12 protein-coding genes are annotated in these 14682 nt (G+C 52.5%); 10 read left to right on the top strand and 2 right to left on the bottom strand.

Annotated features, from left to right (window positions below):
• From xdhA to PsAD46_RS17695, 10 genes are all read left to right on the top strand, one after another.
• Positions 1-1488 carry a xanthine dehydrogenase small subunit gene (gene xdhA / locus PsAD46_RS17740; RefSeq protein WP_063307511.1) on the top strand — a complete coding sequence of 496 codons (1488 nt, stop codon included), beginning with the start codon at positions 1-3 and terminating at the stop codon, positions 1486-1488.
• Positions 1478-3823: a xanthine dehydrogenase molybdopterin binding subunit gene (gene xdhB, locus PsAD46_RS17735; protein ID WP_063307510.1), complete on the top strand. Its 2346-nt coding sequence runs from the start codon at positions 1478-1480 to the stop codon at positions 3821-3823. Before xdhA ends, xdhB begins: the two co-directional genes overlap by 11 nt.
• Positions 3823-4806: a xanthine dehydrogenase accessory protein XdhC gene (gene xdhC, locus PsAD46_RS17730; RefSeq protein WP_063307509.1), complete on the top strand. Its 984-nt coding sequence runs from the start codon at positions 3823-3825 to the stop codon at positions 4804-4806. Before xdhB ends, xdhC begins: the two co-directional genes overlap by 1 nt.
• Before the next feature lie 51 nt (positions 4807-4857).
• Positions 4858-6450, top strand: coding sequence for an ABC transporter ATP-binding protein (locus PsAD46_RS17725; RefSeq protein WP_063307508.1), 1593 nt, complete (start codon positions 4858-4860; stop codon positions 6448-6450).
• Positions 6440-7528, top strand: a complete 1089-nt coding sequence (locus PsAD46_RS17720; RefSeq protein ID WP_057466297.1) for an ABC transporter permease — start codon at positions 6440-6442, stop codon at positions 7526-7528. Before PsAD46_RS17725 ends, PsAD46_RS17720 begins: the two co-directional genes overlap by 11 nt.
• Positions 7521-8450, top strand: coding sequence for an ABC transporter permease (locus tag PsAD46_RS17715; protein WP_082827144.1), 930 nt, complete (start codon positions 7521-7523; stop codon positions 8448-8450). Before PsAD46_RS17720 ends, PsAD46_RS17715 begins: the two co-directional genes overlap by 8 nt.
• 374 nt (positions 8451-8824) lie before the next feature.
• On the top strand, positions 8825-9898 hold the full coding sequence (locus PsAD46_RS17710) for a BMP family ABC transporter substrate-binding protein (protein ID WP_063290816.1): 1074 nt from the start codon (positions 8825-8827) through the stop codon (positions 9896-9898).
• A gap of 118 nt (positions 9899-10016) precedes the next feature.
• A complete protein-coding gene (locus tag PsAD46_RS17705) occupies positions 10017-11198 on the top strand; it encodes a urate hydroxylase PuuD (RefSeq protein WP_063290815.1) in 1182 nt (393 codons plus the stop codon).
• A 4-nt stretch (positions 11199-11202) separates the two neighbouring features.
• The gene (uraD, locus tag PsAD46_RS17700) at positions 11203-11739 is read left to right on the top strand and encodes a 2-oxo-4-hydroxy-4-carboxy-5-ureidoimidazoline decarboxylase (RefSeq protein WP_063290814.1); all 537 of its coding nucleotides are present in this window, start codon (positions 11203-11205) and stop codon (positions 11737-11739) included.
• 139 nt (positions 11740-11878) lie between these two features.
• Positions 11879-13090 (top strand): ArgE/DapE family deacylase, encoded by a 1212-nt coding sequence (locus PsAD46_RS17695; RefSeq protein WP_063290813.1) that lies wholly within the window; start codon positions 11879-11881, stop codon positions 13088-13090.
• A 33-nt stretch (positions 13091-13123) separates the two neighbouring features.
• Here the strand turns inward: PsAD46_RS17695 and PsAD46_RS17690 are convergent, their stop codons facing one another.
• Both PsAD46_RS17690 and PsAD46_RS17685 read right to left on the bottom strand, forming a co-directional pair.
• On the bottom strand, positions 13124-13747 hold the full coding sequence (locus PsAD46_RS17690; protein WP_063290899.1) for a LysE family translocator: 624 nt from the start codon (positions 13745-13747) through the stop codon (positions 13124-13126).
• 177 nt (positions 13748-13924) lie between these two features.
• Positions 13925-14548 (bottom strand): LysE family translocator, encoded by a 624-nt coding sequence (locus PsAD46_RS17685; protein ID WP_063290812.1) that lies wholly within the window; start codon positions 14546-14548, stop codon positions 13925-13927.
• Positions 14549-14682 lie beyond the last annotated feature (134 nt).

Raw genomic sequence — 14682 nt, 5'->3', positions numbered from 1 at the left:
ATGCGCACGGCAATCCGCTTCCTTCGTAAAGGCCAGATCGTCGAATTGGATCGTTTTGAGCCGACAACCACTTTGCTGGACTATCTGCGTCTGAGTGAACGCTCAACGGGCACCAAAGAAGGCTGTGGTGAAGGGGATTGCGGTGCCTGCACCATTGCGCTTGGGCGTTTGCGTGACGGCAAACTCATTTATGAGCCCGTGAACAGCTGTATTCTATTGCTCGGCCAGATTGATGGCTGTGAGCTTGTGACGGTTGAAGATCTGGAAGGGCCTGACGGATTACACCCTGTCCAAAAAGCGCTTGTAGAGCTTCATGGATCGCAATGCGGCTTCTGTACGCCCGGTTTCGTGATGAACCTGTTTACACTTTATCATGCGAATACGCCGGGTCTGACACGGCAGGATGTGAACACCTGGATAGCGGGCAATCTGTGCCGTTGTACCGGATACCGACCAATCGTTGATGCGGCTCTGGAAGCGTGTCGCGATGGCTTGAATGACGCTTTTGCTACGCGTGCAACGGAAACAGAGAGTAAACTCGCTGCTCTTCAGGATGCGCAGGATATTCATGTGGGCAATGACGAGCGGTTCTTCTTTGCTCCGAGCAGCTTTCAGCGCTTGCTGGAAACCTATGGTGAGCATCCGGAGGCTACGCTTGTTTCTGGTTCTACAGATGTTGGGCTTTGGGTCACTAAGCATCTGCGCGACCTGCCGAAGGTTATTTTTCTTGGGCGCGTGAATGGATTGAGCACTTGCTATGAGGATGAACAGGGTATCCGGCTTGGTGCGGGTGCGTCTTATGCGGTTGCTGAGCATTTCCTGAAGTCTATTGATCCTGATCTTGAGGTGGTGATCAGCCGGATTGGTTCAAAGCAGGTTCGGGCATCGGGGACCGTTGGCGGGAACATCGCAAACGGATCGCCTATCGGGGATATGCCGCCGATGCTGATTGCTCTTGGGGCGGAAATTGAGCTGCAGAGCAATCGTGGGCGGCGTACCTTGCCTCTGGAGAGTTTCTTCATTGACTATGGCAAGCAGGATATCGCTGAGAACGAAGTGCTGACGTCGATCAGTGTGCCGCGTTTGAGCGCAAATGAGCAGTTCCGGGCCTACAAGATCACCAAGCGCTTTGATCAGGATATCTCTGCAGTGATGGCTGCGTTCTGTCTGACGGTGAAAGACGGTGTTGTGGAGCGTGCGCGCATGGCATTTGGTGGTGTTGCAGGCATTCCAAAACGTGCAAGTGGCGCTGAAGCGGCTCTGGTTGGTGCGTCCCTGGAAGACCCAGGCAGTTGGCAGGATGCGTTGAATGCTATTGAGAGTGAATTCGTTCCACTGACTGACATGCGAGCCTCCAGCACCTATCGGCGTGATATTGTGCGAGGGCTTTTAGAAAAAGCCTTACTGGAGATATCTGCTTCATCCTCGCAAAAAACGCGTGTCCACGGGCAACGTGAACTGGTTGAGGGAGGCGCTCATGTCAGCTGATCTTCTTGAAAAGACAGAGGCAGGCACCTCGACCTCTCAGGTCGTGGGAAAATCCTACAAGCATGACAGTGCAGAAAAGCATGTGTCTGGAACTGCGACATATATTGATGACATGATTGAGCCGTACGGCACGCTTCATGTGGCGCCGGGGTATGCGCTTCATGAAGCGTGTGGCCGTCTGACGACAATCGATCTGAGCGCTGTCAGAGCAACTCCCGGTGTTGTTACCGTGCTGGAAGCTGCGGATATCCCTGGTGTGAATGATTGCTCTCCTGCGATGGGAGATGATCCGGTCTTTGTATCAGATCGCATCGCATTCCATGGGCAGCTGGTGTTTCTTGTGGTAGCTGAGAGCCGTTTACAGGCGCGCAAGGCTGTTCAACTGGCACGGATTGAGGTAGAGGCAGAAACGCCTCTGGTGAGCGTTGTTGATGCTCTCAAAGCTGAGCAGACTGTGTTGCCGGACTATGAGTTTCGCCGTGGGACACCGGAAGCCACTATGGAACGGTCTGCACACACGGTGAAGAGCAGTTTTGCGCTTGGCGGGCAGGAGCACTTCTATCTTGAAGGGCAGATGGCCTTTGCTGTTCCCGGTGAAGATGGTGATATGCTTGTGCATTCCTCCACGCAGCATCCAACTGAGGTTCAGCATACCGTTGCTAAAGTGCTGGGTGTTGATGAGGCGGCGGTGACCGTTGAAGTGCGCCGGATGGGGGGGGCATTTGGTGGTAAGGAATCTCAGGCCAACCAATGGGCTGCACTGGCAGCTTTGGCTGCAAACGCTACTGGTCGTCCATGTAAATGTCGGTTGGACCGTGACGACGATATGATCCTGACCGGGAAACGCCATGATTTTCTGGTTGATGTGGAAGCGGGGTGTGATGCATCCGGCAAGATTGAAGCGGTTCAGATTGATTTGAATTCGCGTTGTGGACACTCTGCGGATCTGTCGCTTGGTATCAATGATCGTGCGATGTTCCATGCGGATAACAGTTATTTCTATCCAGATGTTCTCATAGCTTCCAAGAGGCTGAAAACAAACACGGTTTCTAATACAGCTTTCCGTGGTTTCGGTGGCCCGCAAGGGATGTTTGCTGCTGAGCGGTTGATGGATGCAATTGCGATCAAGATGGGGCAAGACCCACTTGATGTACGCAAGGCGAACTTCTATCGCGAGGGTGAGAATACCACGCCTTATGGGCAGGCGGTTGATGAACACGACGTGCTGGCCGCGCTGGTGGATGAGCTGGAGGAAAGCTCCGAGTATCGTGCGCGCCGTAAAGCTGTAGATGCGTTTAATTCTGAGAACGTGATCCTGAAGAAAGGGATCGCGTTGACGCCGGTGAAGTTTGGTATTTCGTTCACGCTGACCCATCTCAACCAAGCGGGTGCACTGGTGCATCTTTATCGGGATGGTTCTGTGCACCTGAACCATGGCGGCACAGAGATGGGGCAGGGCCTCTATCAAAAAGTTGCCCAGATCGCAGCGACTGAGATGGGTGTTAGCCTTGGGAAAGTAAAGATCACCGCGACCAATACCTCTAAGGTTGCAAATACATCTCCAACCGCAGCCTCATCCGGTACTGACTTGAATGGTATGGCTGCCGCGATTGCGTGCCGTGAGATTGTTGGTCGCCTGAAAGCCTTCGGCGCTCAACATTTTGAGGTTTCTGAGGGGGATATTGAGCTTTGTGACGATCAGATGCTGATAGATGGGACACGTAAGCTTTCCATCAAAGAACTGGCTCAACTTGCTTATGAGCATCGCATACATCTTTCCTCCTCCGGGTTTTACAAAACACCGAAGATTATCTGGGATCGGGAACGGGTGAAGGGACGGCCTTTCCTGTACTTCTCTTATGGTGCCTCCTGTTCTGAGGTGGTGATTGATACGTTGACCGGTGAAATGAAAGTTGAACGGGTTGATGTGCTTCATGATGTTGGCAAATCGCTCAATCCGGCACTGGATATTGGCCAGATTGAAGGTGGCTTTGTGCAGGGTATGGGCTGGTTGACCACGGAAGAGTTGTGGTTTGATGATGCTGGCCGACTGCGGACACATGCTCCGTCTACTTACAAGATACCGACGGCCACGGATGTTCCTGAGATTTTTAATGTGGCGCTTTATGAGAGTGACGGGAACCCTGAGCCAACGATCTATCGTTCTAAGGCTGTTGGAGAGCCGCCTTTGATGCTGCCAATCTCTGTTTTTTGCGCGATCAACGATGCGGTTGCGAGCCTGAACAAGGGTGTTTTGCCGAAACTGGATGCACCAGCAACGCCTGAAGCGATCTTGAAAGCTGTTAAAGCGATCAAGGCGGGAGAGGTGAGCTGATGCGGGTTTGGGGTGAAGTTCTGTCTGCTCTGGATGCTGCTGGCCGTTGTGTGCTGGTGAGTATACTGGATGTTGCCGGATCCTCTCCTCGTGAGAATGGCACACGGATGGTCGTACGCCCCGATATGTCGTTTAAAGGAACCATCGGTGGTGGGCGTCTGGAATACGATGTTTTGCATGAAGCCGTTTCATTGATGAAAGAGGGCGGTGCCGCCTTCCAAACACGCTCATACGCGCTTGGTCCTGACCTTGGGCAATGCTGCGGCGGGCGGGTTGAAATCGCATTTGAGCAATTTGATCTCAATTATCGTGGTCGTGCACAAGATTTTTCCACACAAGAAGGGGTGGGGATTTTTTCAACGACTGCAAATACTTGCAGTTTCGGGGTGCTTGAAAGGCACGTATTACCCCCTGCAATGTGCAGGGCAGATTCCGCTGAAATTGTTTTAAATCAAGGCAAATTGACGGAGAGGTTCGGGGAGGATAGACCCCATCTGTATCTGTTCGGTGCAGGGCATGTTGGCAAGGCTTTGATGCTTGCAATGGCCCCATTGGGCTTTCAGATCAGCTGGATTGATGAACGGCGCGAAATTTTTCCTAAATATGTACCTTCCAATATTCGCTGCATTCATCTAAATGAGCCTCAAGTCGTCGTAAAGAACCTTGAGCCGGGAAACTATGTCATCGTAATGACCCATGATCACAAGCGTGATCATGCTATAGTAGATGCCGCTGTTCGTAGAACCGATCTGGCATTTATTGGATTGATAGGCAGTGCAACAAAGCGCGCGCGAACACTAAAACGGTTCAAAGACTCCGGGGTACCGGAGGCGCAGAGCAAACAGCTTGTTTGTCCGGTCGGAATTACTGAGATTAAAAGCAAAAAACCGTCTGATATTGCAATTTCCATTGCTGCTCAACTTCTAGTGGTAAAGGAAAAGCAAATGAGCAATGCTCAGGGAGGTTTTCGTTTTGCTTCTTAGGTTCAGGGAGAACATCTCGATCTAATTTTGCTTGGGGGAACGGATAACACGATGGAAAACGAACAGAGGTCTGGCCCGGTGGCAGAGGGCGTAGATCTCATAGAAGCCAAGGGTATTACCAAGAGATTTGGTGACATTCTAGCGAACGACAATGTCGATCTCGTCATTAAGCAAGGTGAAATTCATGCTTTGCTGGGCGAAAACGGAGCGGGTAAATCCACGCTCGTGAAAATTCTCTACGGCGCTCTTGAACCGGGTGCGGGAGAGATCCTCTGGAAGGGGAAACGGGTTTCAATCTCGAACCCTGCGGCTGCCCGCAAACTGGGCGTTGGCATGGTGTTCCAGCACTTCTCCTTGTTTGAAGCGCTGAGTGTGGTTGAAAACATCGCGCTGGCCTTGCCTAAAGGCGAAAAAATCGAGGCACTTTCCAGACGTATTACTGAGGTTTCCCAAAAGTATGGCCTGCCTCTGGATCCTGCAGCACTGGTTGCGGATCTGCCGGTTGGCATCCGTCAGCGTATCGAAATCGTGCGTTGCCTTTTGCAGAACCCCAGTCTCATCATCATGGATGAGCCTACGTCTGTATTGACCCCGCAAGAAGCAGATCAGCTTTTCATCACCTTGCAGCGCCTCGCCTCAGAAGGGTGTGCGATCCTTTACATCTCTCATCGTCTGGAAGAGGTGAAGAAGATCTGCCACAACGCCACGATCATGCGTCATGGCCGTGTGGTGGGTGGGTGTGACCCGGCTGAAGAAACACCGGCTAGCCTTGCCCGTATGATGGTCGGCGGCGATGTACATGATATCTCTGCCGGTGCGACTGAGGCTCAGCCGGGTGATGTGATGCTCAAGCTGCGCAATCTGTCTATTCCATCGGATGGTGCGTTTGGCATTGAGCTGAAGGACGTCAATCTGGATTTGCGCGGCGGCGAGATTGTTGCTGTTGCCGGGATTGCAGCGAACGGCCAGAGCGAGTTGTTTGATGCGATCTCTGGCGAGACGCAGGTCAAAGATGCTTATGCGGTTGAAATTTGCGGTGTGCCGGTTGGCAAGCGCAAGATCAATGACCGGCGTTTGCTGGGCTCTGCCTTTGTGCCTGAAGAGCGCTTGGGTCATGGTGCGGTGCCGGGCTTTGTGCTTTCTGACAATATATTGCTGACGCGCTATAAAACTGAGCCGTCATTGATCAAGCACGGCATGCTTAACCAGAAGCTTGCAACTGAAATGGAAAAGCGCATCACCGTTTCCTACGATGTGCGTATGTCTCATGATAATCCTGAGGCTCGTTCTCTTTCTGGCGGTAACCTGCAAAAGTTTGTGGTTGGCCGCGAGCTGGACCGTGTGCCGAAAGTGCTGGTGATTAACCAGCCGACATGGGGCGTTGATGCAGGCGCTGCAGCTTTGATCCGTCAGGCGATCATTGATCTGGCCCGAGGTGGTTCTGCTGTTCTGGTGATTTCCCAGGATCTTGATGAGATCTACGAGCTTTCTGACCGGATTGCGGTGATCTCTCGTGGTGAGCTTTCTGTCGCCGAACCAGCTTCTGAAATGACGCGTGAGAAGATCGGTCTTTTGATGGCGGGTATGGGTGAGGGCAAGTCTGCTTCCCCTGCAGCAAACGCGGGAGAGACCCATGCGCATTGAACTTGAAAAACGGGCTGAGCATTCTCAGCTGATGACTGTTGTTTCGCCGCTGATTGCGATTGGGCTTACGCTTGTGTGTGGCTCTATTTTGTTTGTCAGCATGGGTTACAATCCGATTGATGCGCTTTATGCCTATTTCATCGAGCCCCTGACAACCAGCTGGTCCATTGAAGAGCTGCTGGTGAAAGCAGGTCCGCTGGTGCTGATCGCGGTTGGCCTGTCTGTCTGTTTCCTGTCCAATTCCTGGAACATTGGTGCTGAAGGTCAGTTCACCATGGGTGCGCTGGCTGGATCCATTATTCCGGTACTGTTTTACGACTTTACCAGCCCTCTGGCCCTGCCTTTGATGGTGCTGATGGGCATTTTGGGCGGTATGGCGTGGGCGTCTATTCCGGCGTTCCTGAAGGTGCGGTTTGGGACCAATGAGATCCTGACCAGCCTGATGCTGGTTTACATCGCGCAGTACATTCTCGACTTTCTTGTCCGTGGTCCATGGCGTGATCCAGAAGGTTTCAACTTCCCGGAAAGCCGGATTTTTGATGCGGCACACGTGCTGCCGAAAATCGGTGAAGGACGACTGCATATTGGCATGATCTTCGCCATTCTGGCTGTTCTGGTGGTTTGGTGGATGCTGTCTCGCACGCTCAAAGGCTTTGAGATCAAGGTGATGGGTGAGACACCGCGTGCTGGCCGTTTTGCTGGGTTTTCCAGCAATGGGGTTGTCTGGTTCGGTTTCCTCGTTTCCGGTGGTTTGGCTGGTCTGGCTGGTATGGCGGAAGTCTCCGGTTCTATTGAACAGCTGACGCCTGTTATTTCTCCTGGCTATGGGTTTACCGCGATTATCGTAGCGTTCCTTGGTCGTTTGAATCCTGTTGGAATTCTGTTTGCCGGGTTGTTGCTTGGGCTTTCCTACATCGGCGGCGAGTCTGCTCAGGTCAGCCTTGGTTTGACTGATAAGGTGACGCGTGTGTTTCAGGGCATGCTGCTGTTCTTTGTGCTCGCCTGTGACACGCTCATTCTTTACAGATTCAAGATTGCTTCCAGTGTGAAAAACATGAAGGAGGCAGGCAATGTCTGATCTTTCCATGATTGAGGCTGTACTTCTGACCATCATCACCGCGTCTACGCCGCTGTTGCTTGCTGCTATTGGTGAGCTTGTGGTGGAGCGTTCAGGTGTGCTCAACCTTGGTGTTGAGGGGATGATGATTGTCGGCGCTGTGATGGGTTTTGCAGCGACACAGGCGACTGGTTCTCCTTACATCGGCATTGTGGCGGCCATGATCTCCGGCGTTGCCATGAGCCTGTTGTTTGGCTTCCTGACGCTTAATCTGATGGCAAATCAGGTGGCGACAGGCCTTGCGCTGACTATACTGGGGCTTGGCCTTTCCGGTATGGTTGGAGAAGCCTTCATCGGTCAGCCGGGTATCAGCCTGAAACCGATTGCTATTCCAGTGTTGTCAGGCATTCCATTCATTGGGCCGCTGCTCTTTAATCAGGACGTTCTGGTTTACGCTTCTTATGGTCTTGTGATTGCGGTTTACTTTGTGCTGTTCAGGTCTCGTACGGGGCTGATCATCCGTGCGGTTGGCGACAATCACGGTTCAGCGCATTCGCTTGGATACTCCGTTATTCAGGTGCGTTACTTGGCTGTGATGTTTGGCGGGGCGTGTTCTGGCCTTGCAGGCGCTTACCTTTCACTCATTTACACTCCGCAGTGGGTTGAGGGCATGACAGCGGGCCGAGGCTGGATTGCGCTGGCTCTGGTGGTGTTTGCAAGCTGGCGCCCGGCGCGTGTGCTGATTGGGGCTTATCTGTTTGGTGCTGTTTCCATTTTGCAGTTCCACGCACAGGCCGCTGGCATTGGTTTGCCGACGCAGTTGATGTCTGCGCTGCCGTATCTGGCAACTATCATTGTGCTGATCATGATCTCGCGTAATAAGACACTTGCCAAGGTGAATACACCTGCCTGTCTTGGTAAGCCCTTTGTGCCTGATCGCTAATAAGAACCTGATTTGACCGACGCGCTCATAGTAGACGTTGGTCAAATTGTAAATATTTCGACCTTCGTATACATGGTGGGTCGGAGATATAGATAACAGAGATTTAAATATCTGAGTGAATATGAACTTATTCACGGCTGCAAAATTTGCGGATTTCTGCACGCGCACGAATAAACGATCGCAAATATTTGCGAGCGAAAACAAAGCAGAAAAACAACTTGTGGGCGCACAAATGCGCAGAACGGCCTTCGGGTTTGTTCCTATCGTGTTTGCTTGGCGCCGTCGTTCATCTGGTTCTCAATGGTGTGTTCCGCCGCGCTTATTAGGGTGTTGCGTGGCAGGAATGCAGGTTAACCTATAAAGGGGAGCGCACAATGCGCACTATCTTCAAGCTTGCTGCAACTGCTGCAGTTGCACTTGGTCTTTCCGCAGGGGCTTCAAATGCTGCTGATCCACTGAAAGTGGGTTTCATCTATGTTGGTCCAGTTTCTGACCATGGCTGGTCTTACCAGCACGATCAGGGCCGTCAGGCGATTGAAAAGCACTTTGGCGACAAAGTTGAAACCACTTACATTGAAAGCGTGCCAGAAGGTGCGGATGCTGAGCGCGCGATTGAGCGTCTGGCTCGCTCCGGTCACGAGCTGATCTTTACAACGTCCTTTGGTTACATGAACCCAACCTTGAAGGTTGCGCGCAAGTTTCCGAAAGTGAAGTTTGAACATGCAACTGGCTACAAGCAGGCGAAGAACGTTTCTTCTTACGGCGCTCGCTTCTATGAAGGTCGTTATGTGCTTGGTCAGATCGCTGCAAAGGTCTCCAAATCCGGCACTGCTGGCTACATCGGTTCTTTCCCGATCCCTGAAGTTGTGCGTGGCATCAACTCCTTCATGCTGGGTGCACAGTCTGTGAACCCGGACTTCAAGATCAAGACCATCTGGGTGAACTCCTGGTATGATCCGGGCCGTGAAGCCGATGCTGCAAAAGCGCTGATCGATCAGGGCGTTGACATCATGGTTCAGCACACTGACTCCCCAGCGCCTCTGCAGGTTGCTGAAGAGCGTGGCATCATGGGCTTTGGTCAGGCATCTGACATGATCAAGTTTGCGCCTAAGGCACAAGCAACTGCGATCATCGACGACTGGTCCGCTTACTACATTGCCCGCGTACAGGCAGTGATGGACGGCAACTGGAAGGGGCAGGATACCTGGGGCGGTCTGGATGTCGACATGGTTCACATGGCGCCGTTCACCAACATCCCGCAGGATGTTGCAGAAGAAGCTGCCAAAACTCTTGCTGCAATCAAGTCTGGTGAGCTGAAGCCATTTACCGGCCCAATCACCAAACAGGACGGCTCTGAGTTCCTGAAAGCTGGTGAGAGCGCTGAAGATGGCGCACTGCTTTCCATGAACTTCTACGTTAAAGGCATCGACGACCAGCTGCCTGAATAAGCTCCAAGCTTGTTTTCGGAGAGCGCCACATTTTTTAACGGTGCTCTCCGCTGATTTCAGCAGTGGGGGTTTTCTCCCGCTGCCCACTCATTTCAATTGAACTTAAAAGAACAAGACAATGACAGCCACTTTCCTTAGTGAATGGCTCAATCTGCTTTTCCGCTGGTTTCACTTGATTGTGGGCGTGGGCTGGATTGGGACCTCTTTTTATTTCATCGCTCTCGACCTTTCCTTGCGCAAACGGGAAGGGCAGGCAGAGGGCATTTTTGGCAGCGCCTGGGAAGTCCATGGCGGCGGTTTCTACCATGTTGAGAAGTTCATGGTGGCACCGAAAGAGCTGCCGAAAGACCTGATGTGGTACAAGTGGGATGCTTATCTCACCTGGGTTTCAGGTTTTGCTCTTTTGAGCGTTCAGTACTACTTCAACGCAACAGTTTATCTCATTGACCCTGAGGTCATGAAGCTTTTGCCTGTTGAGGCTGTCGCAATTTCCATCGCCTCTCTTGGGCTTGGCTGGATCATTTATGATCGCCTGTGCCGTTCGGCGATTGGCAAGAATACACCTTTGCTGGCCGTGTGCCTTCTGGTGATCATTCTGGGTGCGACCTATGGGTATTCTCAGGTGTTTTCAGGACGCGGGGTTCTCATTCACGTTGGCGCGCTGATTGGCACGTTTATGGCCTTCAACGTGTTTATGGTGATTATCCCGAACCAGAAAAAGATTACCGCAGACCTGCTGGCAGGGCGTAAACCTGATGCCGCGCTTGGCCTGATTGGCAAGCAGCGCTCGGTTCACAACAATTACCTGACATTGCCGGTTCTTTTGATGATGGTGTCCAACCACTATCCATTGCTGACGGGGCATAGCCAACCTGTGCTGGTTGTTGCGCTTATCCTGGTGATGGGTGGTATGGTGCGCCACTTCATCAATCGTCATGATGCGCATGACAACTTTGCCAATTTCTGGTGGGCCTTGCCTACGGCAGCCGTCAGTCTGTTTGTAGCTCTCATTGTGACACAGCCTGCCAAGATTGGTGGTGGACATGGTCCGATCCCAGACAGTGATGTGCTGGTGATTGCGCAGACCCATTGTGCGGCCTGCCATAGTGCGACGCCAACCAATGAGGCTTTTAGCGAAGCGCCTAAAAACATTGAGCTGGACAGCATTGCTGATCTGCAACGCTATGACAGCCTGATCATGGCGCAGGCGGTGCGGTCCTCTGCCATGCCACTTGGCAATGAGACAGGCATGACCAAAGAAGAGCGTGAAATTCTTGGCGCCTGGTTGCAGGGGCATTGAGGCCATGGTGACTTATTCTCTGGATGAGGTGAACCGGTTTTCGCTGGACACCTTTGTCGAGGTGTTTGGCGGGGTTGCGGAGCACACTTCCTGGGTTGCGGCTGTTGCCCAGCGAGATGCACCTTTTGCCTCTCGTGATGCGCTGATTGAGGCGTTTGCTAACGCTCTGCAACATGCGGATGAAGACGCGCAGCTGGCGTTAATCCGTGCACACCCCGACCTTGCAGGCAAAGCGGCGCGTGCCGGTGAAATGGCTGATGCCTCTGTGAATGAACAGTCCGGCGCTGGACTGGATCAGCTGAGTGATGCGGAATATGAGCAATTCACCCAGCTTAACGGTGCTTACAAATCCAACTATGGCTTCCCCTTCATCTTTGCGGTGAAAGGGGCAACCAAGCATCAGATACTGGAGGCCTTCCAGCTTCGCTTGCAGAACAGCGCGAAAGATGAGTTCGCGGAGGCTTTGCGACAGATCTGCCGGATCTTCAGCTTCCGGCTGGAGGATCTGGTGGTAGATGAACAGAGTGCTTGCAGTTCCTGATCCTTGCCGGAAAGTGCTTACTACAGTTACGTAAGGGGCAATAATCCACTGGAACATGAGGGGCTGCATGACAAGATGCTTGCAACCATCACCGTTATCTATTGGATTAATGCTACTGTAAAATTCAAGGGGAGCATTCATGAAGGCCGCGATTGAAAACCGGTTTGCGGAGCAGGTCGACTTCCTGCGCGAATTGGTCAAGGTGCCAAGCGACAACCCGCCAGGGGATACAGAGCACCACGCGTTGCGGACTGCTGAGCTGCTTGAAGGCCTTGGCTTTACCGTTGAAAAGCACCCTGTTCCAGAACCATTTGTGCGCCAGAACGGCATGGTCTCTGTGACCAATTTGATCATTCGTGAAACGTTTGGCGACGGGTTTGGTCCAGTGATTGCTCTAAATGCACACGGTGATGTTGTTCCTCCGGGGGAAGGTTGGACCAAAGACCCTTATGGCGCAGAGATTGAAGATGGTGCTTTGTATGGGCGCGGAGCTGCAGTTTCCAAAGGAGATTTTGCCACCTACGCGTTTGCGCTTTTAGCTCTGCGTGAGTATGCGGATGAGCTGGAAGGCTCGGTTGAACTGCATCTGACGTATGATGAGGAAGCCGGCGGGTTTGTTGGGCCGAAGTGGTTGTTGGAGCAAGAGCTGACCAAGCCGGACTATGCGATCTCAGCAGGCTTTTCTTATGCAGCAACAACGGCTCACAACGGCTGTTTGCATATGGAAGTGATCTTCCGTGGCCGTCAGGCACATGCTGCGATGCCAGAAAGTGGTGCGGACGCCCTGCAAGCTGCAACGCCTGTTCTCACAGCGCTTTATGAGGAACGCGAAAGGCTCAAGTCCATTCAGAGTGAACAGGATGGCATTGGATCACCTCAGATCACTGTGGGCCTGATCTCAGGCGGCATCAACACCAACGTTGTGCCAGAGCGCGTCTCGCTGCGCGTTGACCGGCGTTTGATTCCCGAAGAAAACGGGGAACAGGTGGAAGAGCAGCTGATTGAGCTGATTGAAGCTTTGGTGCCGAAAGATTGCGGTGTTGAGGTGGAGTGTCGGCGCATTATGATTGCTGAGCCGCTGCGCGAGTTGCCGGGTGCAAAAAAGCTGGTGGAAGCGTTAAAATGGCCTGCCAAAGAGGTTTTGGGCATTGAGCTGAAAAGCACGGGCGCTCCGCTTTACACCGATGCCCGCCATTATGCTGAGGCCGGTATTCCAACAGTGCTTTATGGTGCAGGACCGCGTTCCATTCTGGAAGCCAATGCTCATGGGGCGGATGAGCATTTGCAGCTTTCGGACTTAAAGGCAGCTACGATTATTGTCGCAGACGCCTTGAAAACACTTCTTCGATAGATTGTGAAAAGCCCGGTAATTCCGGGCTTTTTATTAGCCTACGCGACCAGACAGAGCGGTGAAGATGCCTGCACCCAGAAGGCCTGTGCCGCCAACTTTATTGAGGCGCTTGAGTGTGTTTGGTCCGTTGACAACTTTGCGCAATCCGCCCGCCATGGTCACCCAGAACACTGTGTTCACACCGCCAAGCGTTACGAAGGTGAGGCCCAGAATGAAAAACTGGGTCAACACAGGCTGGGTTTGGTCAACAAACTGAGGCAGGAACGCCACGAAGAACAGCATGCCCTTTGGGTTGAAGGTGGTGACCAGCAGGGTGTCTCTGAAGATTTGGAAAGCCGGAACCTGTGGCATCTCAACTTGTGTAGATGGGCCGGAATTGCTGCGCCACATCTTAATGCCGATATAGATCAGATAAGCTGCACCAAAGTATTTCATGATCTGGAAGAGTATGACGGAGGTTGCCAGCACTGCACCAAGACCAGCAAGAGCTGCTGTAATGGCAAACAGGTCCCCTAACATCACCCCAGTGACAGAGGCAACTGCAGCGCGTTTGCCCTGACTAAGGCTGTAACTGACGACCATCAGGACGGTTGGCCCGGGTATGATCAACAGTAGGATACTTGCCGCGGCAAACGCGATCCATGCTTCAAATGCCATGGTGTTCTCCGGAAAGGCCTGATCGATCATGAACAGGTGATGAGTTGAAAGGCTTTGAGCTGATATCTCAAAGTGTGCAGCAGATAAGAAGCTTACCCATGTAGATGCTGTTTGGGTAGAGGTCGGCCTTTGAGAAATACTGGAGAGACTTTGAGTTCTTGCCACTGTCTATGAGTTTTATGGAAACTTTCCTGACAGCGCGATGAATAGCCCGGCACTCAGCAGACCGGTGCCTCCGATCCTGTTGAGACGTTTTGCGCATTTGCCTCCGGTGAGCATGGCACTGCAACTGCCTGCCATGGAGGTCCAGAACATGGTGTTGATGCCACCGAGGACCACGAAGGTTGTTCCCAGCAATATAAACTGCGGAATGACTGGAATCGTGTCCTCTACAAATTGCGGGAGAAAGGCGACGAAGAACAGCATGTCTTTGGGGTTGAAGGCTGAGACCAGAAACGTATCTCTGAAAATTTGCAGGCGGGTCGTTGCCACAATCTCCATTTGGTCTTTGAGGACAGATTTCCTGCGCCACATGCTGACGCCCAGATAAATGAGGTAGGTCGCGCCCGCATATTGCAGAATGTCATAGAGCAATGCAGAGGTTGAGATGACGGCGCCAAGTCCGGCCAATGCGACCGAGACCAGTAAGATACTCCCCAAACTAACGCCCAGGGCTGAGGCGACAACCGCCCTCAGGCCCTGGCTGATGCCATAACTGGAGACCATAAGGACTGTTGGTCCGGGGATGATGAGTAAGATGATGCAGGCAAGGACGTAAGTCAGCCAAACCTCGATGGCCATGGCTTTTCTCCTAAAACGATGTGTTGCACAGGAGAGGTAGGGGCGAATTGTGACCAAAATTCTGCGGGTGTGATGACGAAATACAACAATGGAAACAATTATTTACGCCTCACATTTTATTGCAGGAGGCAATG

The sequence above is a fragment of the Pseudovibrio sp. Ad46 genome (assembly GCF_001623065.1).
GTDB lineage: Bacteria > Pseudomonadota > Alphaproteobacteria > Rhizobiales > Stappiaceae > Pseudovibrio.
This window is presented reverse-complemented; position numbering and strand designations above follow the sequence as displayed.

Coding starts and splice junctions, on each gene's coding strand:
- PsAD46_RS17720 (WP_057466297.1), top strand. CDS start 6,440: ATGCGCATTGAACTTGAAAAACGGGCTGAGCATTCTCAGCTGATGACT.
- PsAD46_RS17705 (WP_063290815.1), top strand. CDS start 10,017: ATGACAGCCACTTTCCTTAGTGAATGGCTCAATCTGCTTTTCCGCTGG.
- PsAD46_RS17685 (WP_063290812.1), bottom strand. CDS start 14,548: ATGGCCATCGAGGTTTGGCTGACTTACGTCCTTGCCTGCATCATCTTA.
- xdhC (WP_063307509.1), top strand. CDS start 3,823: ATGCGGGTTTGGGGTGAAGTTCTGTCTGCTCTGGATGCTGCTGGCCGT.
- PsAD46_RS17710 (WP_063290816.1), top strand. CDS start 8,825: ATGCGCACTATCTTCAAGCTTGCTGCAACTGCTGCAGTTGCACTTGGT.
- PsAD46_RS17695 (WP_063290813.1), top strand. CDS start 11,879: ATGAAGGCCGCGATTGAAAACCGGTTTGCGGAGCAGGTCGACTTCCTG.
- PsAD46_RS17690 (WP_063290899.1), bottom strand. CDS start 13,747: ATGGCATTTGAAGCATGGATCGCGTTTGCCGCGGCAAGTATCCTACTG.
- PsAD46_RS17715 (WP_082827144.1), top strand. CDS start 7,521: ATGTCTGATCTTTCCATGATTGAGGCTGTACTTCTGACCATCATCACC.
- uraD (WP_063290814.1), top strand. CDS start 11,203: ATGGTGACTTATTCTCTGGATGAGGTGAACCGGTTTTCGCTGGACACC.
- xdhA (WP_063307511.1), top strand. CDS start 1: ATGCGCACGGCAATCCGCTTCCTTCGTAAAGGCCAGATCGTCGAATTG.
- PsAD46_RS17725 (WP_063307508.1), top strand. CDS start 4,858: ATGGAAAACGAACAGAGGTCTGGCCCGGTGGCAGAGGGCGTAGATCTC.
- xdhB (WP_063307510.1), top strand. CDS start 1,478: ATGTCAGCTGATCTTCTTGAAAAGACAGAGGCAGGCACCTCGACCTCT.